This is a genomic window from Streptomyces sp. NPDC107522, assembly GCF_055657525.1.
In genome coordinates this window covers 1-25,622 of record NZ_JBVKAU010000002.1, presented here as the reverse complement: position 1 = coordinate 25,622, position 25,622 = coordinate 1, and the positions used below count along the sequence as shown (strand labels likewise).

The window sequence follows — 25,622 nt, the reverse complement described above, 5'->3', positions numbered from 1 at the left end:
AGTGCTCTTTACCGCCCGGTCACAAAGCGTTCGTGATCACGCAACACCCTTCCTTCACAGTGGCTGCATGAGTCGAGACATGTCTGATGTGACGCGCGCGAAGCACGGCCGTCCTGTACACCACTGGCGGCGCGACATCATCGAGCTCGCCGCGCTCTTCACGGCGGTGGCGGTGGCCGACGCCGTGGCGAACCTGATCGGCCACGGGCCCGACGGGCCAGAACTGCTGCTGGTCTCGGCGGCCGTGCTGGCCGCCACGGCGGGGTTCCACACATGGTGGGCACGCCGCCACGGTCACGCACCGCCGACGAGCGATACCGGTGCCCGGCCGCGCCCCGAGGAGCAGGCCGGGCCGTCGGACCAGTCGCAGGACGCGGCCGCGACCCTGTCCGAGGAGGGTGCGCTGTGGCGGATGCGGACGACGGTGAAGGACGAGCCGGGGTCACTGGCCACGCTGTGCACGGCGCTCGCCGGGCTGCGGGTGGACATCCTGAGTCTCCAGACGCATCCGCTCGCCGAGGGCACGGTGGACGAGTTCCTGCTGCGTTCACCCGGCGGGCTCGCCGCTGCCGAGATCACCCGTGCGGTCTCCGTGGCCGGCGGTGCCGGCACCTGGATCGAGCGGGCCGACGCCCATGATCTGGTGGACGCGCCGACGCGGGTGCTCGGCCTCGCCACCCGTACCGCCCTGGACGCGGCGGAACTGCCGCTGGCGCTGCGGCAGTTGCTCGGCCGGTGCACGATCCGTTCGCTGCCCGCAGTGCCGGCCGGGGGCGGCCGGGGGCCGGCGCCGGTACCTGTGGAAGGGGCGCTGGAGGACACCGTGATGCGGCTGCGGGCGCCGGAAGGTGGAGTGATCACGGTGGAGCGGCCGTATCTGCCGTTCACGCCGACCGAGTTCGCGCGGGCACGGGCACTGGTGGAGCTGGACGCCCGGCTGGGCTCGCGCGTGCCGCGCAGCCAGGACGTGCTGACGCTGCCCGAGGGCAACGACATCATGGTGCGGCGGGCGGACACCGGTGACCTGGCGGCCGCGAAGGAGATGCACGAGCGGTGCTCGGCCGGGACGCTCAGGATGCGGTACCACGGGCCGGTCGGTGATGCCGACCGCTATCTCAGGCATCTGCTCAGTCCTCGGTTCGGGCGGACGCTCGCCGTGCAGACCGCGTCGGGGCGCATCGTCGGGCTCGGTCATCTGCTGTGGGACGGTGACGAGACGGAGGTCGCGCTGCTCGTGGAGGACGCGTGGCAGCAGCGGGGCATCGGCGGCGAGTTGCTCCGCAGGTTGGTGGGGATGGCGGTGGAGGCGGGCTGCGAGAGCGTGTACGCGGTGACGCAGTCGTCCAACACCGGGATGGTCGCCGCGATGCGTGGGTTGGGGCTCCCCCTCGACTATCAGGTCGAGGAGGGGACCCTCGTCATCACGGCGCGGTTGGCTCCGCCGGTTGAGCCAGAGGGCGCCGTGGGGGTTACGGAGCGACTGTCGAGTGCGGGTGAGCGGGGGAAGGCCCAAGCACCGTAGGGGCTAGTGACGGCCGGCCACTGCGGGTTCGTTGTGGCTGGTCGCGCCCCGCGGCGGAGCCGCATGTTGATACGGCCCCGCGCCCCTGTCGGGGCGCTCCAGCGCAGCGTCCAGATCCGCCCACACGTCCTCCACGTCCTCCAGACCCACCGACATCCGCAGCAACCGGTCGCTCACCCCGGCGTCGCGGCGGTCGTCCGCGTCCACGATGCGGTGGCTGATGGACGCCGGATGCTGGATGAGGGTGTCGACGCTGCCGAGGCTCACGGCGGGGGTGATCAGGCGGACGCCGGCGATGACCTCGTGCGGGTCGCCGTGGATCTCGAAGGCGATCATCGCGCCGCCGATGCGCGGGTAGTGGACGCGGGCTACCCGCGGGTCGGCGGCGAGGCGGCGGGCGAGTTCGGCGGCGGTCGCGGAGGCGGCCCGGACTCGCACGGGCAGGGTGGACAGGCCGCGCAGCAGCAGGTACCCGGCCAGCGGGTGCAGGACGCCGCCCGTGGCGAACCGTATCTGCCGCAGGCGTCCGGCGAACTCCTCGTCGCAGGCCACCACGCCCGCCATCACGTCCCCGTGCCCGCCGAGGTACTTGGTCGCGCTGTGCAGCACCAGTCGCGCGCCCTGTTCGGCGGGGCGCTGGAGCACCGGCGTGGCGAAGGTGTTGTCCGCGAGCAGCGGGACCGAGCCGCAGGCGTGGGCCACCGCCCGCAGGTCCACCTCGGCGAGGGTGGGATTCGCCGGGGACTCGACCATCACCAGGCCCGTGTCGGGCCGCAGGGCCTCCGCGATGCCGGCCGGATCGGTCCAGGTCACCTCCGAGCCCAGCAGGCCGGCGGTCAGCAGGTGGTCGCTGCAGCCGTAGAGGGGGCGTACGGCGACGACGTGGCGCAGGCCCATCGAGGCCCGTACGAGGAGAACCGCGCTCAGCGCGGCCATGCCGCTGGCGAAGGCGACCGCGGCCTCGGTGCCCTCCAGGCGGGCCAGGGCGGTCTCGAAGCGGGCGACGGTCGGGTTGCCGAGGCGGCCGTAGACGGGCGGGCCGTCCGGCTCCGCGCCGGTCGTGGCGAACGCGTCGATGCGGGCGGCCTCGGCGCGGCTGTCGTACGAGGGGTAGGTGGTGGACAGGTCGATCGGCGGGGCATGCAGGCCCTGTCGGGCCAGGTCGTCGCGGCCGGCGTGCACGGCCTCGGTGGCGAGGGCTCTGGGTGCTGTGCGGCGTACGCCGTCGTACGCGGGCGTGTCCAGGGGCGTGTCCATGACCGGAAGGGTGAACAGTGGCCGGGCCGTAGTGGTGACGCCCCGTGCTACGTTCGGCCAATGGCCGAATCTGTCGTACTGGACCCGGTGGATCTCCAGCTGCTGAGACTTCTGCAGAACGACGCCCGGACCACCTACCGCGATCTCGCCGCGCAGGTCGGGGTCGCGCCGTCGACCTGCCTGGACCGGGTGACCCGGCTGCGCCGGTCCGGCGTGATTCTCGGTAATCGGCTTCAGCTGGATCCGGCGAAGCTCGGGCGGGGTCTGCAAGCGCTGCTGTCCGTGCAGGTCAGGCCGCACCGAAGGGAGCTGGTGGGGCCGTTCGTGGAACGGATCCGGGCCCTGCCGGAGGCGCTGACCGTCTTCCATCTCACCGGTCCTGACGACTACCTCGTCCATGTCGCGGTGGCGGACATGGCGGATCTGCAGCGCCTGGTCCTGGACGAGTTCACCGCCCGCCGGGAAGTCGCCCGGGTGGAGACTCGGTTGATCTTCCAGCAGTGGGAGTGCGGTCCCCTGCTCCCGCCTTCGCCCTCAGCTCAATCGGAGTGACGTACCGCGGCCCCTCGTATGAGGATGGACCGCATGTCTGAGACCAAGAGCCCGCTGCCCCGTGAGGTCGCCGACGCGTATGTCGACGAGCTCATCGCCCTCGACCCGGTCACCGGTACGTATCTCGGCGTGAAGGAAAGCTCGAGCAAGCTCCCCGACCTGTCGCCGGCGGGCCAGGAGGCGCTCGCGGAACTGCAGCGCGCCACGCTGGCGCGTCTCGACGAGGCGGAGCGCCGGCCGGGAGCGGACAGTGACATCGAGCGCCGGTGTGCGCGCCTGCTGCGCGAGCGGCTGACGGCGGAGCTCGCCGTGCACGAGGCCGACGAGGGCCTGCGCAGGATCGGCAACCTGGGCACGCCCGCGCACTCGGTCCGCGAGGTCTTCACCGTCACGCCCAACCAGACCGACGAGGACTGGGCGGCGATCGCGGAGCGGCTGCGCGCGGTGCCGGCGACGCTGGCGGGCTTCCGCGAGTCTCTGGCCCTGGGGCTGGAGCGCAAGCTGTACGCGGCCCCGCGCCCGACCGCCACCTTCGTCGACCAGCTCACCGAGTGGGCGGACACGGGCGAAGGCCGCGGCTGGTTCGAGGACTTCGCGTCGGCCGGTCCCGAGTCGCTGCGGACGGAGCTGGACGAGGCCGCCCGCGGGGCGACGGCCGCCGTGGTGGAGCTGCGCGACTGGGTGCGCGACGTGTACGCACCGGCGATCGAGGGCGCGCCGAACACGGTGGGCCGCGAGCGCTACGCCCGCTGGGCGCGGTACTTCAACGGCACGGACCTCGACCTGGACGAGGCGTACGCGTACGGCTGGTCCGAGTACCACCGGCTGCTCGGCGAGATGAAGAAGGAGGCCGAGAAGATCCTGCCCGGCGCCGCGACCCCGTGGGTGGCGCTGGCGCACCTGGACGAGCACGGCCGGCACATCGAGGGCGTCGACGAGGTCCGTGACTGGCTCCAGGGCCTGATGGACGAGGCGATCGAGAAGCTGGACGGTACGCACTTCGAACTCGCCGAGCCGGTACGGAAGGTGGAGTCGTGCATCGCGCCGCCCGGCGGTGCCGCGGCGCCCTACTACACGCCTCCCTCGGAGGACTTCTCGCGTCCGGGCCGCACCTGGCTGCCGACGATGGGCCAGACCCGCTTCCCCGTCTACGACCTGGTCTCGACCTGGTACCACGAGGGCGTGCCGGGCCATCACCTCCAGCTCGCGCAGTGGACGTACGTCGCCGGGAACCTCTCCCGCTACCAGGCCACGATCGGCGGGGTCAGCGCCAACGCCGAGGGCTGGGCGCTGTACGCGGAGCGGCTCATGGACGAGCTCGGTTTCCTCACGGATCCGGAGCAGCGGCTGGGCTACCTCGACGCGCAGATGATGCGGGCCGCCCGTGTGATCGTCGACATCGGCATGCACCTGGAGCTGGAGATCCCGGCCGACTCCCCCTTCCACCCGGGCGAGCGCTGGACTCCCGAGCTGGCCCAGGAGTTCTTCGGCGCGCACAGCAGCCGTCCGGCGGACTTCGTGGAGAGCGAGCTGACCCGGTATCTGACGATTCCGGGCCAGGCCATCGGCTACAAGCTCGGCGAGCGGGCCTGGCTGCTGGGCCGCGACAAGGCCCGCGAGCGGCACGGCGACGCCTTCGACCTCAAGGCGTGGCACATGGCGGCCCTGTCCCAGGGTTCCCTCGGCCTGGACGACCTGGTGGACGAGCTGGCCCGGCTCTGACGCGGCGGTCGCGTCAACATCTGAAGCCGTTGTCGGACACGGTCACCTCAACGCCGGAATCCGCCTTCTGAGTTGATGACCTCACCGGTGATCCAGCCCGCCTCGTCCGTCGCCAGCCACGCGATGAGGCGGGCCGGGTCGTCGGGCATCCCCCATCGGCCGGCGGGGAAGCGGGCCGCCACGGCCTCGTACACCTCGCCGGTCAGGTAGTCCGTGTCGACGGGGCCGGGGTTGACGGTGTTCACCGTGATCCCCTGCTCGGCGAGTGTGGTGGACAGGGAGCGGGTGATCGAGGCGAGGGCGCCCTTCTGGAGGGCGTAGGCGATCTCGCCGGGCATGCCGCCCGCGATGTCCTGTCCGGAGGTCATCATCACCACGCGCCCGCCGGGGCCGGCCGGCCGCAACCGGGCGTGGGCCTGGACGAGCAGCAGGACCGAGCGGGTGTCGACCGCCCAGTGCGCGTCGAGCATCGTGGCGTCGATCTCGTCGAGGGTGCCGTCGGAGCCGCTCAGCGCGTGATTGGCGATCAGGATGTCGAGCCGTCCGCCGAGGGCCGAGGCCGCCGTGGCGATCAGTTCGGCGGGAGCGGCGGGGTCCGAGAGGTCGCCCGGGCCCGAGAGCACCTCGGCGTCGGGATCACCGAGCGCCTCACGCACGGAGGCGACGACCTCCAGGGGCCGATCGGCTCCCCAGGGCATGGCGGCGTCGTGCGGCACATGGTGGTGCAGATAGACGCTCGCCCCGTACGCGGCGAGCCGCCGGGCCACCGCATGGCCGATGCCGCCGCGTCTGCTGGCTCCGGTGACCAGGGCGGTCCGGCCGCGCAGGGGCAGGGGGTCGCGGCGGAGGTCTTCGGGGGCGGGGTGCGGGAGTTTGGGCATGACAGATCATGATGGGGAACGGCCGGGTGCGGCGCATCCGGTTATTGCGCAGGCGCCCGTGGGAGTTGGTGCCGCGTACGCACCCTTGGGAGTTGGTGCCACGCCCGCGCTCGGGGCAGTTGGTGGCTCGCTCGCGCCCGTGCGGTCGGTGGCTGGTCCGGCTGGCGCGCGGGGACGGTTGGTTGCGCGTGAGCCTGTACGGTCAGTTGATTGTGCGCGCGAGCCTGTACGGTCGGTCGGTCATGGGTGTGGGCCTGTAAGGCCAGCCGGTCGTGCGTTTGAGCCTGTACGGTCGGTCGGTCATAGGCGCGAGCCTGGTAGGGCCAGCCGGTCGGGCGTGCGAGCCTGCGCGGTCGGTAGGTTGTCCGCCGCAAGCCCGTGGGCTCAGTGCGGCAGCCGTCGGAGCTCGACCAGTCCCAGCCAGGTCTCCGGGCCGGGCTGCACATGGGCGGCGCGTACCGCGTACGGCCCGGGCTCCAGGGCGACCCGCAGATGCTCGGTCCGTTCCGTCTCCCGGCCCGGCCAGGCCGAGTCGAACAGGACGACCGTTCCCGGTACCTTCCAGCGCACCTCATGGCCCCAGTCCGCCGAGGCCAGGGCCGCCGGAACCCGGGCCAGGAGTTCCTCCTCGGAGTCGGCCGCGCACCACCGTACGAAGACGCCGTGGTCGGGCAGGTACGAGGTGGACGCGGGCTCGTCACCGAAGACCAGCGCCGCGCTGTCCCCGACGGGCAGGAGTCCGACGGATCCGTCGACCTCGCAGGCCCGGTCGTAGTCGGACGCCGTCTCGTCGCCGTCGGCGCCCGCCCAGAACGGCAGCACCGTCTCCGGTACCGCTATCAGCGGGCCGCCGCCCGACTCCACCCAGTCCACCGCGCCCGGTTCCGCGTATCGCACCATGGCAGCAGAACCTACACGGACACAGGTCCCACACATTCACCGTGGCCGACTCCGACCTCAGCAACCGCAGTTCTCCGCGTCCACCGGCGCGGTCAGCGGGTCGGCGGGGCGGCTCTCACGGCCCTGCCAGGTCTCGAACTCGAAGCCCTCGCGTGCCCAGTACTCGAAGCCGCCGAGCATCTCCTTGACCTGGTAGCCGAGTTCGGCGAGGGCGAGTGCGGCACGGGTCGCGCCGTTGCAGCCCGGCCCCCAGCAGTACGTCACGACGGGCACGGACCTGTCGAGGAGCTGCTCGGCCTGCTCGGGGATGAGGGCGGTGGGGAGGTGGATCGCGCCCGGGATGTGGCCCTGGTCCCAGGACTCGGTGGAACGGGAGTCCACGACGACGAACCCGGGGTCGCCGCCGGATGCGAGCGCCGCGGCGACGTCGGAGACGTCCGCGTGGAAGGCGAGGCTCGCCCGGAAGTAGGCGGCGGCCTCGGCCGGGGCGGCGGGGGCGACGCGGAGGACGGGGTTGGCGGTGGTGGCTGCGGTAGTCGTCATGACCAGAAATCTATGGTCGTTGATCCACTTCCTGAAGGGGAGATCCCCGGCGCTCCTCTTGATCCGCCAGGGATTCGCCTGCTATTTCTCGCCCATGACCGCGTTTTCCCCGGACGCCACCGACTGGCGCATCCTCGATGTCCTTCAGCGCGAGGGCCGCGCCAGCTTCGCCGAGCTGGCCCGTGCCGTCTCCATGTCCGCGAGCGCGGTCACGGAACGGGTGCGACGGCTGGAGGAGGCGGGCGTCATCCAGGGGTACGCGGCGGTCGTCGACCCCGAGCGGCTGGGGCTGCCGATCCTGGCCTTCGTGCGCCTGCGGTACCCCAACGGCAACTACAAGCCCTTCCACGACCTGGTCGCCGCCACGCCCGAGATCCTGGAGGCCCATCACGTGACCGGCGACGACTGCTTCGTCATCAAGGTCGCGGCCCGCTCGATGCGGCACCTGGAGGAGGTGTCCGGCAAGATCGGCGCACTGGGCTCGGTCACGACGAGTGTCGTCTACTCCTCGCCTCTGCACCGCCGGCCGCTGGGCCGGTGACGTCACTCCGTCATCACGCTGTCTTTGGAGCGGGGCGTGCCGGCCCGCTGCCGCAGTGCATGCGCCCGCCCCCCATCAGCGTCCAGCGGAGGCATCCGTGGTCTCCGGCTCATTGGACGGACTGCTCGCTTCAAGGCATTCCTGGAGCCGGAGGTGCCGGAACTCGTAACGCGCGCCGGCCTGTCGTAGTACACCTCGTGTGTGGGCCTCCTCGAGGAACGTCATGAGCCGCCAGGGCAGTCGGCCGGTGGCGCCGAGCCAGAGCCGTGCGACAGTCAGTCGACCATATGCGCTCAGGATCAACGCCAACGGGCCCATGACCAGGGCCATTTGTAGTGCCATGCCATGCATCCCGAACCAGTCCCGCGTGGTCAGAAGCAGAACCGCGCTGGCGGCGGACCCTGCGATGGTCACAGCGGCACCCCGGGTCACCACAGCGAGCCGGTCCCCTCGCAAGCTTGCGGACGGACTCGCGGCACGGGTCGGGTCGGCGGGCGTATCGAGCCAGCGGTAGACGCCGCAGACGCAACCCCCGATGAGGCCCAGTACGAGGCCGGAGGCAATACCACCCTTGATGCAGTTCTTCACCAAGCCCCAACGGCCGATCTGCCAGAACCACCAGGCGGCCGGCGGATGCAGGGAGGACAGCAGAGTGAGATCCCGCGCATCGTGGCCGACGACTTGGACGTGCCAGACCCCGTTCTGGGTTCTGAACCGCACCCGGGCGACGTGCGCAGTGCACCGCCGATAGCGTTCGTGACAGCCTGCACCCGGGCCAGGTGGTGCGTAGACCCATGCCTCCGACTTGTTTCTGGTGTTCTCCATCAGGATCAGCGCGACCGGCTTGGCGGGTTCGGCCGTCTTGGTGTCGTCGGGGTACACGGCAAAGATCCATGTGGGGGTTGTCGCGCGGCGTACGCCGTCGGGCTCGCTTCCCGCGTCGTGGGCATCAGCGTGTACGGTCGCCGATCGGGTGGCCCGCCATTCGATGATGGTGCCCATCACGGCGCCGATGGCGGGGCCGAGTGCCAAACCGATCAGCAGGCAAGTGGCCGTCCCACGGACGAGGCCCTGACCGAAATGCAGGATCTGCCGTCGGCCCGGTCCACGGTACGGGGCCCTGCGTGGTCCACCTCGCTGAGCGCGGAAGACGGCCAGCCCTGCCGCCCCCATGACGACGACCAGCGCGCTCGCCCGCCATACCGTGCCGGCCGGGGAGAAGGGAGCCATGACCAGGATCGCAGCGCCGAACAGCACGATGACGGCAGCCGTTCCGATGTGGCGGGCGACCGTGGGACCGGCCCAGGGCAGGCCGAGCGGGGCGGGATTCGTCGTGACTCCTGCCATCGCGAACACAGCCGACACGGCCGTGCCGAAGAGAACGCCGGACAGGAAGCGGAAGAGCCATGCGTCTCCAAGATTGTGGATGGAGGCTCCGTAAAGCGGCTGAGCCGTCACACCGATGAGGATTCCGAACACCGCGGCCACGAGTGCAGCCCTCATGACCAAGCCGCGCAGCGGGGTCGCGGCGGCGCGGTTCGAGAACACGGCGAGCCCCACCATGCAGCCGGCAACGACTCCTCCGCCGTTGCCGGCCAGTGCGATCAGCTCGCCGCTGACCCACAGGTCGCGCAGCTTCTCAGGCGCCACGAGCATCATGACCGCTCCCGTCACGACAGCGGACAGGCATGCCGCAAGAGCGCCCGGCGCCACCAACTGCACCATCCAGGGAATCGCGCTCTGCAACTCCCACCAGGCCAGTTGACCGGTGCCCCGTCGGCGCAGGTGACGGGCCAGGAATCCGAGCCAGCTCTGCGGCTCCGGGGAGTTGTGCAGCGGGTCGTCCATGTCGTTGAACACGGCGGGTACGAAGGCCTCGAGCAGATGCTCCTCGATCTGGACTGCCGTGGTGAACCGGCCGCCCAGCAGCTCCCCAGGGTCGCGAGGGCCGTCGTTGTACACGGCACGCGCCATGGCAACCATGAGAGGTCTGCTCAGCACCATCCGCAGGGCCTGCTCCGGCGGCCCGCCAGGTGTGCCCAGGCGCTCCAGCGTCGCGCTCCAGGCCGTGCCGATCCCGCCGTCCGCCCTGCGCACCGGGCGCGACGTCCGGGTCAGATACTCGGCGGTGTCCGTCAAGGACAGCGGGGACAGTTCGACGACTGCAGCAGCGGTGAGGACGTCGCAGGCGTCGACGGTAGCGGCATACGCGTCGGTCCTGCTCGTGAGCAACAGCGCCGAATTGGCATCCAGTTCAGCGTTGAGACGACGCATCGCCGGTACGCGCTGTGCCGCGGGCAGTTCGTCGAAACCGTCGAGGACCGGCAGCACCAGCCGCGCGGCGACCAAGGCGTCGGCCATGGTTCCGCCGCCCGGCAGCCTGGCGGCCAGCGCGGGGAAGTCGACTGCAAGCCGGGCGGCCACCCAGACGCGCAAGGATTCCCGAGCGGCATCCCAGGTGCCGGCGGGCAGCACGACCGGCACGGCATGGCCCGGTTCCCGGGTTGCCAGCAAGTCCAGGACCAGCTTCATGGCCAGGACCGTCTTTCCGGATCCGGGCGGCCCGAGAACGACCACCCGGCGTGAGGGCGAGGCGAGGAAAGCTGCAGCGATGTCACTCAACTGCCCCGCCCGCAAGGCAGGGTCCATGTCTGCGCCCTGCCGCACGTTCGCGTCGTGATCGGCAAGCGGGGCATCAACCGCGCGCCACCGGACAGGCAGAGGCTCGGGGTCCTGCAGTCGGCGCAGCCGCGCCTCGGCCGCCCACATGTCCTCCATGGCCCCGGCCAGGGCGTCCGCGCGGCCCTTCAGCCAGTCGGGGCCGGAGCCGTCCCCGGCACCGGGCTGACCCTGTACCAGGGTGGACAGCAGCCCCACCACCGACACCACGATTCCCAGAGCAGGCGTCCACCGCTCGGCCACGGCCTTGCCGTCGACGAAGACCACGACGGCCACTTGGGTCAGGCCGGTCACCGCCAATGCGCCTGCCCACCACAACCTGCGCACCCGCTGCGCTTCCCCGACCCACCACATTGCTCGTGTCCCGTCCGCGTTCTTCCGCTTGGCGGTCATGCCACGCGGAGCACGGGGTGTTCCGCAACCCGCGCGCGGAAGCGCGAAGCCGCAGTCCGTCATGATCACGGCGTACGGCACGTCGCAGCCGGACAGGTCCAGGGCCCCTGCCACGACGGCGTTCCGCAGGCGCAGAGCCGGTACGTACCCGGGCACGGGTTCGCGTTCGCCCAGAAGAAGGCGCCCGATCACCTCGGCCCGCACGACTCCGTCAGCGGCTCGAGCAGCCCCTTCAGCACAACCGCGGAGATCGACCAGCCCACCCGTGAGGAACGCCTCCCACAGCATCCGTTCGGCATCGGACAGAGCCCGTCCAGGCAATGTGTCCCCCAAGCCAATTGAAGTTGCCCCCTACCGGTCACTCGCGCTGTGCCGATTCCTTCCAAAAGGCGAGGCTGCCTTCCGTGGCCAGAGTGGCAGGGTGCCTCGGGCCGAGCACGCGCAGTTGATCGGCGAGCAACTGTGCAAGAGCCACCGCAGCACCACCGGGGTCTCCTGCCTCCCCGACCCAGTGTGCGAGGTGGTGCCGGGCAGAGAGGGTGTGGGGGTGATCGGGTCCCAGCACGCGCAGCCGATCGGCGAGCACCTCGGACTCGGCGACGGCGGCACCTGCCGCATCTCCTGCTTCAGCCCGCCACCGCGCGAGGTTGTGGCGAGTGGTCAGAGTGTCGACGTGATCCGGGCCAAGCACACGCAGCCGGTCGGCCAGTAACTCCGACGTGGCGATGACCGCACCCGCTGCATCGCCGGCCTTGCCACGCCAATAGGCGAGGTTCGCACGGGTGGTCAGCGTGTCCGGGTGATCCGGACCCAACACGCGCAGCCGATCCGCCAGCAGTCTCTCCAAGCCGCTGACGGCACTCCCGGCATCGCCTCCTTCGCCTCGCCAGGAGGCGAGGTCGTGGCGGGTGGTGAGAGTGTCGGGGTGGTCCGGGCCCAGCACTCTCAGCTGATCGAGCAGGAGCTGCTCGAAATCGGACACAGCGGCCTCCGGGTCTCCGGCCTTGCCCCGCCACCGTGCCAGGTCGTTGCGGGTAATGAGAGTCTGGGGGTGGTTCGGGCCCAGTACCCGCAGCTGATCGACCAAGAGCTGCTCGAAATCGGAAACGGCACCTGCCGGGTCACCTGCCTCACCCCTCCAGATGCCCAAGTGGAGTCGGACGGCACGCGTCCTGCGGTCGTCGGGTCCGACCAGCCGGGAGGTGTCGGCGAGCAGGGCTTCGCAGGCCGTCACGGCACCGCTGGGGTTGCCGGCCGCTCCCGTCCAGTGGGCCACGTTCAACCGCGCAGTGAGGGTCTGGGGGTGCCCGCTGCCGAGAACCCGCAGCGAGTCCTCGAGCACCTCCGCCGAGGCCTCGGCAGCTCCGGCCGGGTCACCCGCCCGGCCCTGCACAGCGGCCATGTCACCACGCGTGGCCAGTGTCTCCGGGTGGTCGGGACCGAGCACCCGCAGCCGATCCGCCAGCAGAGCGCCGAAGCCGGTCAGCGCGCTTCCGAGATCGCCTGTCTCTCCCTGCCATGTGATGAGGTAGTGGCGGATGGTCAATGCGTCCGGGTGATCCGGGCCCAGGTACGCGCAGGCCGCGGTGTGGAGGGCTTGGAAATACGCACGAGCCGCGACCGCCAGACCTGTGACTCCGAGACTCTCGCCGATGCGAAGCAGCACGGGATGGCAGCCCGAGTGCCACAGGGCCGAGTCGGCGTGGGAGATCAGGGCTTCGGCGTTGGCACGCAGGGTCTGCTCGAGGGCTGGGTTCCGCTCGGCGGTGGGCCACACGGCAACCAGTGCGTCTGCGCAGGTCACAGCAGCGACGTCCCGTACTGAAGAAGACAACGTCTCCCGTGTGGTCCGCTGGATGAGGCCATGGACACGCACCGTCTGATGCGGACCGTCAAGTATGTGGTCGGCCAGGCTGAGCCTGTCCAGACAGCGCAACGCGCCTGCTGCCTCTTCCAGGCTCACTGGAACAGGTTGACCCTGAGCACCGACAGGTCGGCGGTCGGTCAGGTAGCGCAGAGCCGGGGGGCTGGTCAGCACTTCTACGGGGATCTCATTGGCGTCGAGCAAGCCGGCCAGGTGCAGCATCGGGCGCGCCAGGCCTCGAGGGCGAAGCCGATCCGCATGTTCGACTGACAGCGACCACGTGGCCTGCAGCGCCGCACGATGGTCGTCGGGCAGGCCGCTGTCATCCGGAACCAGCTCGGAGAGTGTCCGGCTGCGGTCAGCGAGCCGCGCGCGGTATCCCGCGCAGTCCATGCCGAGATCGATGAGATAGGCCGCTGCCTGGGCCAGGGCCAGCGGCAAGTGGCCCAAGTCGGCGGCGAGGCCGGCGATCTGCACGCCATCGTCCCGGCGGCCGAAGGCAGCCAGTTGGGTGACCAGGTAGCTCTCCGCCTCAGCCGGAGTGAACAGGCCGACATCGATGCGGACCCGACTGTGACCGCCCAGAGCCGCGTCGCGGCGGCGAGTCGTCACCAGTACCCGGCCTCGGGGATTCGGGGGCGGCCACAGGCCCCTGAGGTCAGCGGGATCGGCCAGGTCGTCCAGCACGATCAGCCATCGGCGATCGGTCGTCTCGGCCCACGCCAGGAAACGGCAGGCCGCCTGTTCCGGGTCGCTCGAGTCCGCTGCCGCCACGTCTTCCGCGAGTTGGCTGTAGGAGCTGAGGATTGACTCACGGCTCGACGCGTTGACCCACGCCAGAAGATCCACAGCCCCTTCTCGCCAAGCTCGGCGTGCGTAGTGCGCGGCCAGTTGGGTCTTGCCGACGCCGCCTGTTCCCGAGAGCACTTGGCACAGAACTGCGGTGCCGCCGTCGGCCACCGCCCGTTCCAGTGCCTCCACGGCGCCACGGTGTTGGAAGCACTCGGCCTGTCGCGGAATCACGCCGACGGCATGCGGCCATGCTGTCGGCGCTCGTGGCGCGGCGTAGTAGTCGAAGCGGTTGATGCTGTGGGCGGCAACGCTGTGGTGGTGTGCGTTGATCGAAGCACGGGTGAAGTCAGGGATCGCCGGGATGACTCCGGAGGCCGTCAGCTGCCCCCCGGGCCCGGCCGCTGAGGGTTTCCGATCGTCACATCACCCATCACACCGGCGGCAGCCGAGCCCCGATCGGCGCGGATGTCGACTGCGCCCGCGACGGCGAGCCCACCCTCACCGGCGGACGCCCCGCCCGGCGACTGGTGCCGGTACGTCACCAACTCGTTGAGCTGCCGAACCAACTCGGCACGGCCCTCGTCATCGGCGTCTTCCAGGAGATCGTGAAAGCGAGTCTCCCACGCGGCCACCGCCCGCGCCCGGACCCGTTCCCTCCCCTCGGCTCCGGCACCTTCCAACTCGACGACCACCCCGTCGAGTCGTTGCAGGGCGACCCGCTCCTCTGCCGTGTCCCCCCGGCCGAAGATGCGGGCCACGCGTTGACGCAGGCCCTGCCAGGCGTCTGTGCCGGCCGCGGAGGCAACGGCCGCCCCCGCCGCTGACGCCAGCGCGATCAGCGTCTGATCCAGCATCCGGTCCCCCTCGATGCGCACCACTGTGCGACAGGCTCGCCACCGAGCGTACCCAGGAGCCTGACGTCAGCCCAGTCACGCTGTCCTGCGGGACGAGTGTCATCCAATGGGCGCCGCTCCCCCGACGCCCCCTCGCTCAGTGCCCCCGCTGCCGCAGCACCGACCCCGACCTCCCCTTCACGACCTCCAACTGTGCATGGATCCGCCGCCGCAGATCCGCGACATGGCTGACGATCCCGACACTGCGGTCGCGTTCGCGCAGGGAGTCGAGGACGTCGAGGACCTCGTCGAGGGTCTGGTCGTCGAGGCTGCCGAAGCCCTCGTCGATGAAGAGGGTGTCGAGGCGGACGCCGCCGGCCTCGTCGGTGACGACGTCCGCGAGGCCGAGGGCGAGGGCGAGCGAGGCGAAGAACGTCTCACCGCCGGACAGCGTCGCCGTGTCCCGCTCCCGCCCGGTCCAGGCGTCGACCACGTGCAGCCCGAGCCCGCTGCGGCCGCGCCCGGCCCGGTCGTCGGAGTGGACGAGGGTGTAGCGGCCGGACGACATGCGCTGCAGCCGTACGGTCGCGGCGGCGGCGACCTGTTCGAGGCGGGCCGCCAGCACGTACGACTCCAGCCGCATCCTGCGTTCGTTGTCCGCGGAGGTGCCGGCGGTGAGCGCGGCGAGGCGGGCCACACGGTCGTACTCCTCGCGCAGTGGGGCGAGTTGGCGTACGGCGGTGGCCGCTCGGGCGGACAACCGGTCGAGTTCGGTGCAGCGGCGGGCGGCCGCGTCGCGCGCGGACGCGGCGTCGCGGGCCCGCTGGGCCGCCATGGCCGCCGTCCGTTCCGCGGACAGCACGTCGGCCGGCGGCTGCTGGGCTGCGGCCGCGGTGTCGGCCTCGGCGAGGACGGCGCGTACGGCGGCCTCCTCGGACTGCCAGGCGTCGAGCCGCCGTTGGAGCTCGCGGTGGGCGGCGTCGTCGAGGAGTGCGGCGGCAGCGGCCTGCGGGGTGTCGAAGCCGGCGCGGAAGGCGGCGTCGGCCAGGCGGGCGTCGGCGTCCTTGAGCCGCTGGGCGGCGTCCTCGGCGGTGCGCGCGGTGTCGGCGGCCTCGGTGAGCAGGGCGACCTGCCGCTCCAGCTGCGCGGCCCGCGCGGCCACGCTGTCGGCGGTGCCGCGGGCTTGGGCCAGCTCCGCTTCCAGGGCGCTCTTCTCGCGGTCCAGCCGCTCGCGGTGGCCGACCCGGGAGGCGGACCTGACGGCCGCCTGCTGCCGGTCGGCGGACCGCCGCTCGTACTCCGCCTCGGCGCGGCGCAGCTCCTCCTGCGCCGGGTGCAGGAGGGACGCGTCCCGGCGGGCCTGCGTGTAGAGGCGCTCCAACTCGTCGCGGCGGGTGGCCAGTTGCCCTGTCGGGGAGTCCCCAGCCTCGGCGGTGGCGGCGGCCAGCGCTTCTCGTACGACGCCCAGGCGCCGTTCCAGCTCGGTGTGGTGTTCCTCCGCCTGCTGGTAGGCGGCCAGCGCGCGCTCCTCCGCCTCCCGGTCCACGTGCCCGGCGTCCTTGCGGGCAGGGGCGGGGTGTTCGGTGGCGCCGCAGACCGCACAGGGTTCACCGTCCTTCAGCTGGGCGGCCAGTTCGGCGGCGATGCCGTTCAGGCGCTGTTCCCTGACGTCGAGCCAGTGCGCCTTGGCCCGGAGCACCCGCTCCTGCGCGAGACGGGCCTGTTCGGCGGCCGATTCGGTGTCACCGGCCAGCTGGTCGCGCATGCGCGCGGCATCGAGTCGCTGCTGTGCGGGCTCGCGTTGTACGGCGAGTTGCTCGGCGCGGGTCGCGGCTTCCTGGGCGGTGTCGATACGGCTCTGGAGCGCGGCGCGGCTCTGCTCCCACCCGGCGAGCCAGTCCTCGGCGTCCTGCAGCAGGTCCTCGTCGGCCCGCTCCTGACGGACCAGTTCGTCGCGCTCGCCGACGAGGGCGGCCAGCCGCTGCTCGGCGCGGCGGGCGGACTCCAGTCCGCCCAGTTCCTCGGCGGCTCTGCGTGCGGCGGCCGCGACGCGCTCCGCGGGGAGTGCCGCGATATGCCGTCGGTCGTCTGTCGCGCCGTCGTGGCTGGTCGCGCAGTTCCCCGCGCCCCTATAGGGCGCTGCCATACCCGTATCCCTGTCAGCGAAAGCTTCCCGCAATTGGGCACGCGCGCGTGCCTCTGCCGCTGCTGCCCGCCGGTGTTCGGCGTCGGCGGCCTCTCGCAGTTCCAGGGACGGTGCGACCGTCTCGGCCTTGCGGGCCCGCTCCATGCGGGCCTGGGCCTCGCGGTAGGCGTCCGCGCGCGACTCCAGCAGCGCGGCCCGCTCCCGCGCCTCGGCGAACCGCCGTTGCAACCGCGCCACTTCGCGTACGTCGGCCAGCGCGCGGTCGGCGGCGGCCTGGGCGGACTCGGCGGCCAGGAGGCGGCAGTGGGCGACGGTCAGCTGTTCGCGGGCGGTGCTGCGGGCGACTGCGGCGGCGCCGAGGACGGCCTCGGCCAAGCCGGGCTCGCCCGGTGCGAGGTCGGGCAGCGACATGGCGTCGCCCGCAGCCTGCTGCATCCGGTGCGCGTCGGCCAGCAGGGCGGCGTCGCCGTCCCGGACCTGGGCCTCGGCCGCCCGGCGGCGCTCGGCGAGGCGCTTCTCGACCTCTGCGAAGCGCTGGGTGTCGAAGAGGCGGCCCAGGAGCTTGCCGCGGGCCTCGGCGTCGGCGCGCAGGAAGCGGGCGAAGTCGCCCTGGGGCAGCAGGACGACCTGGCAGAACTGCTCGCGGCTCATGCCGAGCAGCTGGGTGATCTCCTCGCCGATCTCCTGGTGCGAGCGGCTGAGGTCCTTCCAGGCCGCGGACTGCGGGTCGTACTCGCGCAGCCAGCTCTGCGCCTTGTCGAGCGTCGTACCGGAGCCGCGCTTCTTCGGGCGCTCCCAGGGCGGTTGCCGGGTGACCTCCAACCGGCGTCCGGCGACGGTGAGTTCGAGACGGACCTCTGTCCGGGTGCCGGATGCGGCGTGGTCGCTGCGCAGGTTCATGCCGCCCTGGCCGCTCTGCCGGGCGCCCGGCACGGAGCCGTACAGCGCGTAGCAGACGGCGTCCAGGACGGACGTCTTGCCGGCGCCGGTGGGGCCGTGCAGCAGGAACAGCCCGGCGGCCGACAGCTCGTCGAAGTCGACGGTCTGCGCGCCGCCGAAGGGCCCGAAGGCCGTCACGTCGAGGCGATGGAGCCTCACCGCGCCACCTCCCGCACGGCCTCGTCGGCCCGCACCGCGTCGAAGGCGTCCCGCAGCACGCCCTGCTCGTGCTCGTCGGGCCCGGCCCCCCGCACGTGCGCCACGAAGTCCTGCGCGATCTCCTGGTCGCTGCGCCCCGCGAGCCGCTTCGCATACGACACGTCGGGGTCGTCCGGCGCCCGCTCGGGGTCGAAGACGAGGCTGAGCGTGTGCGGGAAGCGCTCGGTGAGCCGGGCCATGGGATCCGCGGGGCGCACCGCGTCCGTGAGCGTCGCCTCGACCCACGCCTCCTCGTGCCGCGCGAGACCGGGATCGGCGAGCAGCTCCTCCAGCGTCCCGCGGATCCGGGCCAGCGCGCGCGGCGCCGGGCAGTCGACGCGCTCGGCGCTGACTGTACCTTCGGCGTCCAGGTCGACGAGCCACATGCTCTTGCGGTGGTCGGCCTCCGAGAAGGAGTACGGCAGGGGCGAGCCCGAGTACCGGACGCGCTCGGTGATGGTCTGGCAGCCGTGCAGATGCCCGAGCGCCGCGTAGTCGACGCCGTCGAAGACCCCGGCGGGCACCGCGGCCACCCCTCCGACGGTGATGTCCCGCTCGCTGTCGCTGGCCTCTCCCCCGGTGACGAAGGCGTGCGCGAGGACGACCGACCGCGTGCCACGCGCGCGCGTGGCGAGGTCGGCGCGCACCCGGTCCATGGCGGCGGCGAGCACGGCCTCGTGCCCGGGCTTGTCGACCCCGAACTCGTCCTTCACCAGGGCGGGTTCGAGATAGGGCAGGCCGTAGAAGGCCACGTCGCCGAAGTCGTCCCGCAGCACGACCGGCGTGCCGCACACCGACGGTTCGGTGCGCAGATGGATGCCCGCACGGTCGATCAGCCCCGCGCCCACGCCGAGCCGGCGCGCCGAGTCGTGGTTCCCGGAGATCATGACGGTCGGCACACCGAGGCCGGCGAGCCGGTGCAGGGCGTCGTCGAACAGCTCGACCGCGGCGAGCGGCGGCACCGCCCGGTCGTACACGTCTCCCGACACGACCACCGCGTCCACGCCGCGCTCACGCACGGTCGTGACGAGGTGGCCGATGAACTCGGCCTGGGCGCCGAGCATGTTCACCCGGTGGAACGCCCGGCCGAGATGCCAGTCGGAAGTGTGCAGCAGCCTCATGATCCCCGAGACTAACGGCCGGGTCTGACAGCACGGGCGGTTACTCCCGTATCGCCCCGTCATGACAGGCACGCCATACGCCCGTTACGGACATTTCGCCCACGCAGTCGGCCCGTAGCGACATTTCACCCGGGCATCCGGCCGTCACGCGTCCCCGTACGCCTCTCCCCCGAGCTCGAACCCGGCCGTCCCCGCCGTCACGTCCGCGAGCCACGCCCGGAACGCCTCCACGTCGGCGTCCGGCAGGCCGACCTCGATGGTGACCGCTTCTGCGTACCGCACGTCCCGCACCTCGCGCCCGGTCGACCGCAGGTCGTTCTGCACCTTGCCGGCGCGCTGGTGGTCGACGGTCACCGTGACCAGCCGGAAGCGGCGCCTCGTGAGCGTGCCGAGCGCGTCCAGTGCCTCGCCCACGGCGCCTCCGTACGCCCGGATGAGGCCGCCCGCGCCGAGCTTGACGCCGCCGAAGTAGCGGGTGACGACGGCGACGACGTAGCGCATGTCGCGGCGCAGCAGCATCTGGAGCATGGGGACGCCCGCGGTGCCGCCCGGTTCGCCGTCGTCGCTGGCCTTCTGGATCGCGGCGTCGGCGCCGATGACGTAGGCCCAGCAGTTGTGTGTGGCGTCCGCGTGCTCCTTGCGGACGGCGGCGACGAAGTCCTGCGCCTCCTGCTCGGTGGCGGCCGGGGCGAGCGCACAGATGAAGCGTGAGCGGTTGACCTCGGTCTCGTGCACGCCCGCGTGGGCGACTGTGCGGTACTCGTCCTGCATCGGGCCAGCCTATGCGCAGCGCCCGCGGCCGCCCGCGCGGGAGGCGCTCACTTCTTCCTGCCCCGTGCCACCATCACCCCGGTCAGCAGCGCCGTGCCGGGTGCGAGGGCCCGCCAGGTGGCGCCGTACCAGGCCAGTACGGCGATCGCGGACGTCGGGAACTTCGTACGGACCTCGTCCAGTGTGTCGTCGAGGCCTTCACCGGCGAGTTCGAGGACGAGTTCCTCCAGGCCGGGGTTGTGCCCGACCAGGAGCAGCGTCGCGACCTCGGGGGAGGTCTCGTGCACGACCGCCAGCAGGTCCGGCACGTCCGCCGCGTACAGCCGTGGCTCGTGGCGCACCGGCGGCGGTGTGCCCCACTGGGCGGACGCCAGTTCCCAGGTCTCACGCGCGCGTGCCGCGGTCGAGCACAGCGCGAGGTCCGGCAGGCAGTCGGCGTCGGCGAGCATCCGGCCCGCGACCGGGGCGTCCCGGCGGCCGCGCGGGGCGAGCGGGCGGTCGTGGTCGGCGACGCCGTCCGGCCAGGCGGACTTGGCATGCCTGAGGACGACCAGCCGGCGCAGCGGGCCGCCCCCGATGCGGGCCGTCATGCGAGGGTTCCCAGGTCGCGGGTGAGGTCGAGGCCGAGGAGGCGGTCGGCGTAGGCGTACGTCTCGAAGCGGGCGCCGTCCGGCAGGTCCGGCGCGGTCTCCACCCAGCGCAGCACTCCGAGGACACCGGGCACGTCGAGGTCGTCCTCCCAGGCGGTGCGCAGCTCTGACCGGACCTCGTCGGGGATGGGCCGCGACGGCCGCTGCGCCCAGGAGGCGACGGCGCCGCGCCAGCGTACGAGGGTGTCGTGGGCGTCGGCGAGGCCGGCCGTGTCGAGTCGTACGGGCTCGCTTCTGGGCCGGGAGAGCAGCACGAGCCGCAGGGCGGCGGGGTCGGCCTCCTCGGGCGGTGCCTCCGCGTGCACGGGCGCGACGGCGACCCGCACCCCGTCGGGTTCCGCACCGCCCTCGCGCACGACATGGAGGACCTGCGACTCGCCGAGCCCCGACGCGGCGTCCTGGCCGTCCTCGAAGGGCCGGATCCCCAGCGCAGCCGCGCCGGCCCGGAGCTCCGCCTGCTGCCGCTCCTCGTCGAGCAGCGCCCAGACCGGCGTGCCCCCGAGTTCCAGGGCGCGGACGAGGAGATCGGCGACCAGCAGTATCCGCAGGGCGGTGACGTCGAAGCCCTCCGTGTGCGCCTCGATCCGGGTCAGGCCACGGCGGGCGGGGGCGGCGTCGACGGGCTTGCCGGTTCGGGCGTCGGTGATGCGCAGCACGGAGCGAGCGTAGGCGGACGGGCCGCCCTGCGCAGCCATCCGGCCCGCTTTCCGGACACCGTGGCGGTCCTCGGGTCTACCGGGAGTTCGCTGGTCATCCATGGTCGTAGGGCCCACTCACACGCGTGAGGCGTCTTTCGTACCCGGGCATCGCCACCCCCTGCCGTGCGGACTGCCCGAACGGTACTGCGCGGCGGCCCGCCCGGACAGGAGTTCGGGCCGGGGGCTACTGGAGTCGGCCCTCTCCGACTGCGCGGGAACCGCGGGCTCGACGCAGCAGGGCCGCCGTGTACACGTCCGCCGTCGCGGCCGCGGCCCTGGCCCAGCCGAAGGAGCGGGCATGCCGGACGGCGGCCTCGCTCATCCGGGCGGAGCGGGCCGGGTCGGTGGCGAAGCCGTCCAGCACGCGCGCGTAGTCCGCCGGATCGTGCCCGGGTACGAGGACACCGCTCACCCCGTCCCGTACGGCCACCGGCAGGCCGCCGACCTCGGCGGCGATCACCGGCGTGCCGCAGGCCTGTGCCTCGACGGCCACCAGGCCGAAGGACTCGCTGTGGGACGGCATGACCAGGACGGACGCCGCCCGGTACCAGTCGGCGAGCTGGTCCTGGCCGACCGGCGGCCGGAACAGCACGACGTCGGAGATGCCGAGGCGGGCCGCCAGTTTCTGCAGCCCTTCCGGCTCGGCCAGGCCGCTGCCGCTGGGGCCGCCCACGACCGGCACCACGATCCGCTCACGCAGCCGCGGCCGCTCCGCCAACAGCACAGCCACCGCACGCAGCAGGACGTCCGGCGCCTTCAACGGCTGTATGCGGCCCACGAACAGGGGGATCAGCGCGTCCTGCGGCAGGCCGAGGCGGGAGCGGGCCGCGGCCCGGCCGGCCTGGACACCGCGGGCGCCGGGGCGGAAGCGCTCCAGGTTGACACCGGGGTGGACGACGGCGACCCGGCCGGTGTCGGCGTCGTAGTGGCGGAGGAGTTCCTCCGCCTCCTGCTCGGTGTTCGCTATCAACCGGTGGGCGGCCCGTACGACTTGGGTCTCGACGACCACGCGAGCCGCGGGCTCGGGGGTGTCGCCCTCGGCGAGGGAGGCGTTCTTGACCTTGGCCATGGTGTGCATGGCGTGGACCAGTGGGACGCCCCAGCGCTCGGCGGCGAGGCGGCCGACGTGGCCCGAGAGCCAGTAGTGGGAGTGGACCAGGTCGTAGTGGCCGGGGCGGTGGTCGGCCCAGGCCTGCGTCACACCGTGCGCGAAGGCGCACAGCTGGGCGGGGAGGTCCTCCTTGGCGAGGCCCTCGTAGGGTCCGGCGGCCACGTGCCGTACCAGGACGCCGGGCGCGAGTTCGACGCTGGGCGGGAGCGCGGCGGAGGTGGCCCGGGTGAAGATCTCGACCTCGATGCCGAGGGTGGCGAGGCGCTTGGCGAGCTCGACGACGTAGACGTTCATCCCGCCGGCGTCGCCGGTACCGGGCTGGTGCAGCGGTGAGGTGTGAACGCTGAGCATCGCGACGCGGCGGGGGCGTGGATGGGCGTCGGGTGGCCGCGGTCGGGGCGGGCCGACGAGGGTACCGGTGGTGGTGCCGCTGTGCCGGAGCTCCTCGAGCCGGGTCGTGTACCGGCTCACCTCGCCGACCCTCCGGCCATGGACCCTCCGGCCACGGCCCCGGCGCGCAGGTCGAGGCGCTGCTCGCCCGCGTACACGTTCATGGAGCCGCCGCGCAGGAAGCCGACGAGCGTGAGCCCGGTCTCCGCCGCCAGGTCCACGGCGAGGGAGGACGGTGCCGAGACCGCCGCCAGGACCGGGATCCCCGCCATGACCGCCTTCTGCGCGAGCTCGAAGGAGGCCCGCCCGGACACCAGCAGAATGCTGCGGGACAGGGGGAGTCGCCCGGACTGCAGCGCGCGGCCGATCAGCTTGTCGACGGCGTTGTGCCGGCCGACGTCCTCCCGCAGGTCCAGGAGTTCGCCCTCGGGTGAGAACAGTCCGGCGGCGTGCAGCCCGCCCGTGCGGTCGAACACCCGCTGTGCGGCGCGCAGTCGGTCGGGCAGGACCGCCAGCAGTTCCGGGGCGACCCGGACCGGGGGCGTGTCGGCGATCGGCCACCGCGCGGTGGTGCGTACGGCGTCCAGGCTCGCCTTCCCGCACAGGCCGCACGACGAGGTGGTGTACACGTTCCGCTCAAGTGTGATGTCGGGGATCGGCACGCCCGGCGCGAGCTGCACATCGACGACGTTGTACGTGTTCGAGCCGTCCTGCGTCGCGCCCGCGCAGTACACGATGTTCGCCACTTCCTCGGCCCGGGCCACCACGCCCTCGCTCACCAGGAACCCGGCGGCCAGCGCGAAGTCGTCCCCGGGCGTGCGCATGGTGATGGCCAGCGGCTTGCCGCCCAGCCGGATCTCCAGTGGTTCCTCCGCGACCAGCGTGTCCGGGCGCGTGCTCACCGCACCGTCCCGGATCCGCAGCACGCGCCGGCGCTCGGTGACTCGTCCCATGCCGTGTCGCTTCCTTGCTCAGCACTCGATGACGTTGACGGCGAGCCCGCCGCGCGCCGTCTCCTTGTACTTGACCTTCATGTCGGCGCCGGTCTCCTTCATGGTCTTGATGACCTTGTCGAGGGAGACGTGGTGGCGGCCGTCGCCCCGCAGGGCCATCCGGGCGGCGGTGACGGCCTTGACCGCGGCCATGCCGTTGCGCTCGATGCACGGGATCTGGACCAGGCCGCCGACCGGGTCGCAGGTGAGGCCGAGGTTGTGTTCCATGCCGATCTCGGCGGCGTTCTCGACCTGTTCGGGGCTGCCGCCGAGGACCTCGGCGAGCCCTCCGGCGGCCATGGAGCAGGCGGAGCCGACCTCGCCCTGGCAGCCGACCTCGGCGCCGGAGATGGACGCGTTCTCCTTGAAGAGCATGCCGATCGCCCCGGCGGCGAGCAGGAAGCGGACGATGCCCTCCTCGTCGGCGCCCGGCACGAAGTCGAGGAAGTAGTGCAGGACGGCGGGGATGATGCCCGCCGCGCCGTTCGTCGGAGCGGTGACAACCCGGCCGCCCGCCGCGTTCTCCTCGTTCACGGCCATCGCGTAGAGGGTCACCCACTCCATCGCGCGGCCCGCCCGGTCCCCCTCGCTGCGCAGTGCGCGAGCCGCCGCCGCGGCCCGACGGCGGACCTTCAGGCCACCGGGAAGGATGCCCTCGCGGCCCAGGCCTCGGGAGACGCAGGCCTCCATGACCCGCCAGATCTCCAGCAGACCCGCGCGGATCTCCTCCTCGGTGCGCCAAGCCTTCTCGTTCTCCAGCATCAGCGCGGAGATCGACAGGCCGGTCTCCTTCGTCAGGCGCAGCAGTTCGTCGCCCGTGCTGAACGGATGGGTCAGCACCGTGTCGTCGGGCTTGATCCGGTCCGCGCCGACCGCGTCCTCGTCGACGACGAAGCCGCCGCCCACCGAGTAGTACGTCTTCTCCAGCAGTGGCACACCGTCGGCGTCGTAGGCGAAGAGGATCATGCCGTTGGCGTGGTACGGCAGCGAGCGCCGGCGGTGCAGGACCAACTGCGTCGAGAGGTCGAAGTCGATCTCGTGGGCCGGGCCGATCTCGGCGCCGAGGAGCCGGATGCGTCCGGTGCCGCGGATCCGCTCGACATCCAGGTCGGCCTGCGCGACGTCGACCGTGTGCGGCTCGTTGCCCTCCAGGCCGAGCAGCACCGCCTTGGGGGTGCCGTGGCCGTGGCCGGTGGCACCGAGCGAGCCGAACAGCTCCGCCCGTACCGCGGCGGTCTGGGCGAGCACGCCGTCCTGCTTCAGCCTGGCCACGAACATCCCGGCGGCGCGCATCGGGCCGACGGTGTGCGAGCTGGACGGGCCGATGCCTATGGAGAAGAGGTCGAAGACGCTGATTGCCACGCCATACTCCGGGAGTTTGGAGGGGCGTGACGAAGGGTCACGGCACGCCCCTGCGGGAGGTTGTCGGTTACAGACCGGGGTACAGCGGGTGCTTGTCGGCCAGGGCCTTGACCCGGGCCTTGAGCGCCTGCGCGTCGTACGACGGCTTCAGCGCCTCGGCGATGACGTCCGCGACCTCGGCGAAGTCCTCGGCCGTGAAGCCGCGGGTGGCCAGGGCCGGGGTGCCGATGCGCAGACCCGACGTCACCATCGGCGGGCGCGGGTCGTTCGGGACGGCGTTGCGGTTGACCGTGATGCCGACCTCGTGGAGGCGGTCTTCGGCCTGCTGGCCGTCCAGCTCCGAGTCACGCAGGTCGACCAGGATCAGGTGCACGTCCGTACCGCCCGAGAGCACATTGACACCCGCCTCGCGGGCATCGGGCGCGGTCAGCCGCTCGGCGAGGATCTTCGCGCCCTCGACCGTACGGCGCTGGCGCTCCTTGAACTCCTCCGACGCGGCCACCTTGAAGGAGACCGCCTTGGCCGCGATCACGTGCTCCAGGGGGCCGCCCTGGAAGCCCGGGAAGACGGACGAGTTCAGCTTCTTCGCGAAGTCCTTCTTCGCGAGGATGATGCCGCCGCGCGGCCCGCCGAGGGTCTTGTGCGTCGTGGAGGTGACGACATCCGCGTACTCGACGGGGTTCGGGTGCAGACCCGCCGCGACCAGACCGGCGAAGTGCGCCATGTCCACCCACAGGTACGCCTCGACCTCGTCCGCGATCCGGC

General features: G+C 72.1%; 19 protein-coding genes and 1 pseudogene. 4 read left to right on the top strand and 16 right to left on the bottom strand.

Annotated features, from left to right (window positions below; translation table 11 throughout):
* Positions 1 to 79 precede the first annotated feature (79 nt).
* Entirely contained in the window at positions 80 to 1,522 is a 1,443-nt protein-coding gene (locus tag ACZ7L6_RS05285) for a GNAT family N-acetyltransferase (RefSeq protein ID WP_471920632.1), read from the top strand.
* 3 nt (positions 1,523 to 1,525) lie between these two features.
* On the opposite strand, the gene ACZ7L6_RS05280 is transcribed toward ACZ7L6_RS05285, so the two are convergent.
* Positions 1,526 to 2,779: a trans-sulfuration enzyme family protein gene (locus ACZ7L6_RS05280; protein ID WP_471920631.1), complete on the bottom strand. Its 1,254-nt coding sequence runs from the start codon at positions 2,777 to 2,779 to the stop codon at positions 1,526 to 1,528.
* Between the two features lie 60 nt (positions 2,780 to 2,839).
* Here ACZ7L6_RS05280 and ACZ7L6_RS05275 point away from each other — a divergent pair, with 60 nt between their 5' ends.
* Together ACZ7L6_RS05275 and ACZ7L6_RS05270 are read left to right on the top strand one after the other, a co-directional pair.
* Positions 2,840 to 3,331 carry an Lrp/AsnC family transcriptional regulator gene (locus tag ACZ7L6_RS05275; protein WP_471920630.1) on the top strand — a complete coding sequence of 164 codons (492 nt, stop codon included), beginning with the start codon at positions 2,840 to 2,842 and terminating at the stop codon, positions 3,329 to 3,331.
* Positions 3,332 to 3,364: 33 nt separating this feature from the next.
* On the top strand, positions 3,365 to 5,053 hold the full coding sequence (locus tag ACZ7L6_RS05270; protein WP_471920629.1) for a DUF885 domain-containing protein: 1,689 nt from the start codon (positions 3,365 to 3,367) through the stop codon (positions 5,051 to 5,053).
* Positions 5,054 to 5,100: 47 nt separating this feature from the next.
* Here the strand turns inward: ACZ7L6_RS05270 and ACZ7L6_RS05265 are convergent, their stop codons facing one another.
* The 3 genes from ACZ7L6_RS05265 to ACZ7L6_RS05255 form a co-directional block, all read right to left on the bottom strand.
* Positions 5,101 to 5,934 carry an SDR family oxidoreductase gene (locus tag ACZ7L6_RS05265; RefSeq protein ID WP_471920628.1) on the bottom strand — a complete coding sequence of 278 codons (834 nt, stop codon included), beginning with the start codon at positions 5,932 to 5,934 and terminating at the stop codon, positions 5,101 to 5,103.
* A gap of 384 nt (positions 5,935 to 6,318) precedes the next feature.
* Entirely contained in the window at positions 6,319 to 6,834 is a 516-nt protein-coding gene (locus ACZ7L6_RS05260) for an immunity 21 family protein (RefSeq protein ID WP_471920627.1), read from the bottom strand.
* Between the two features lie 57 nt (positions 6,835 to 6,891).
* Positions 6,892 to 7,377, bottom strand: a complete 486-nt coding sequence (locus ACZ7L6_RS05255; RefSeq protein WP_471920626.1) for a rhodanese-like domain-containing protein — start codon at positions 7,375 to 7,377, stop codon at positions 6,892 to 6,894.
* A 94-nt stretch (positions 7,378 to 7,471) separates the two neighbouring features.
* On the opposite strand from ACZ7L6_RS05255, the gene ACZ7L6_RS05250 reads away from it, so the two are divergent.
* Entirely contained in the window at positions 7,472 to 7,918 is a 447-nt protein-coding gene (locus ACZ7L6_RS05250; RefSeq protein WP_471920625.1) for an Lrp/AsnC family transcriptional regulator, read from the top strand.
* A 75-nt stretch (positions 7,919 to 7,993) separates the two neighbouring features.
* Here the strand turns inward: ACZ7L6_RS05250 and ACZ7L6_RS05245 are convergent, their stop codons facing one another.
* The 12 genes and pseudogenes from ACZ7L6_RS05245 to ACZ7L6_RS05190 all read right to left on the bottom strand — a co-directional run.
* Positions 7,994 to 11,194 carry an NACHT domain-containing protein gene (locus ACZ7L6_RS05245; protein WP_471920624.1) on the bottom strand — a complete coding sequence of 1,067 codons (3,201 nt, stop codon included), beginning with the start codon at positions 11,192 to 11,194 and terminating at the stop codon, positions 7,994 to 7,996.
* A 154-nt stretch (positions 11,195 to 11,348) separates the two neighbouring features.
* Positions 11,349 to 13,835, bottom strand: a complete 2,487-nt coding sequence (locus ACZ7L6_RS05240; RefSeq protein ID WP_471920623.1) for a tetratricopeptide repeat protein — start codon at positions 13,833 to 13,835, stop codon at positions 11,349 to 11,351.
* Positions 13,836 to 14,023: 188 nt separating this feature from the next.
* Positions 14,024 to 14,500 (bottom strand): hypothetical protein, encoded by a 477-nt coding sequence (locus tag ACZ7L6_RS05235; protein WP_471920622.1) that lies wholly within the window; start codon positions 14,498 to 14,500, stop codon positions 14,024 to 14,026.
* A gap of 136 nt (positions 14,501 to 14,636) precedes the next feature.
* Complete coding sequence (locus ACZ7L6_RS05230) at positions 14,637 to 17,723, bottom strand: AAA family ATPase (protein ID WP_471920621.1); 3,087 nt, start codon at positions 17,721 to 17,723, stop codon at positions 14,637 to 14,639.
* Positions 17,720 to 18,883, bottom strand: coding sequence for an exonuclease SbcCD subunit D (locus tag ACZ7L6_RS05225; protein WP_471920620.1), 1,164 nt, complete (start codon positions 18,881 to 18,883; stop codon positions 17,720 to 17,722). Before ACZ7L6_RS05225 ends, ACZ7L6_RS05230 begins: the two co-directional genes overlap by 4 nt.
* Positions 18,884 to 19,027: 144 nt before the next feature.
* A complete protein-coding gene (locus ACZ7L6_RS05220; RefSeq protein WP_471920619.1) occupies positions 19,028 to 19,654 on the bottom strand; it encodes a YigZ family protein in 627 nt (208 codons plus the stop codon).
* Positions 19,655 to 19,701: 47 nt separating this feature from the next.
* Entirely contained in the window at positions 19,702 to 20,244 is a 543-nt protein-coding gene (locus ACZ7L6_RS05215) for a SixA phosphatase family protein (protein WP_471920618.1), read from the bottom strand.
* Entirely contained in the window at positions 20,241 to 20,999 is a 759-nt protein-coding gene (locus ACZ7L6_RS05210; RefSeq protein WP_471920617.1) for a hypothetical protein, read from the bottom strand. The genes ACZ7L6_RS05215 and ACZ7L6_RS05210 overlap by 4 nt, the downstream gene beginning before the upstream one ends.
* A 187-nt stretch (positions 21,000 to 21,186) precedes the next feature.
* Positions 21,187 to 22,584 (bottom strand): D-inositol-3-phosphate glycosyltransferase, encoded by a 1,398-nt coding sequence (gene mshA / locus ACZ7L6_RS05205; protein WP_471920616.1) that lies wholly within the window; start codon positions 22,582 to 22,584, stop codon positions 21,187 to 21,189.
* Entirely contained in the window at positions 22,581 to 23,456 is an 876-nt protein-coding gene (fdhD, locus tag ACZ7L6_RS05200; protein WP_471920615.1) for a formate dehydrogenase accessory sulfurtransferase FdhD, read from the bottom strand. The genes mshA and fdhD overlap by 4 nt, the downstream gene beginning before the upstream one ends.
* Before the next feature lie 18 nt (positions 23,457 to 23,474).
* Positions 23,475 to 24,857, bottom strand: a complete 1,383-nt coding sequence (locus ACZ7L6_RS05195; protein ID WP_471920614.1) for an L-serine ammonia-lyase — start codon at positions 24,855 to 24,857, stop codon at positions 23,475 to 23,477.
* Between the two features lie 67 nt (positions 24,858 to 24,924).
* A pseudogene (locus ACZ7L6_RS05190) lies at positions 24,925 to 25,622 on the bottom strand (serine hydroxymethyltransferase); the annotation flags it as partial.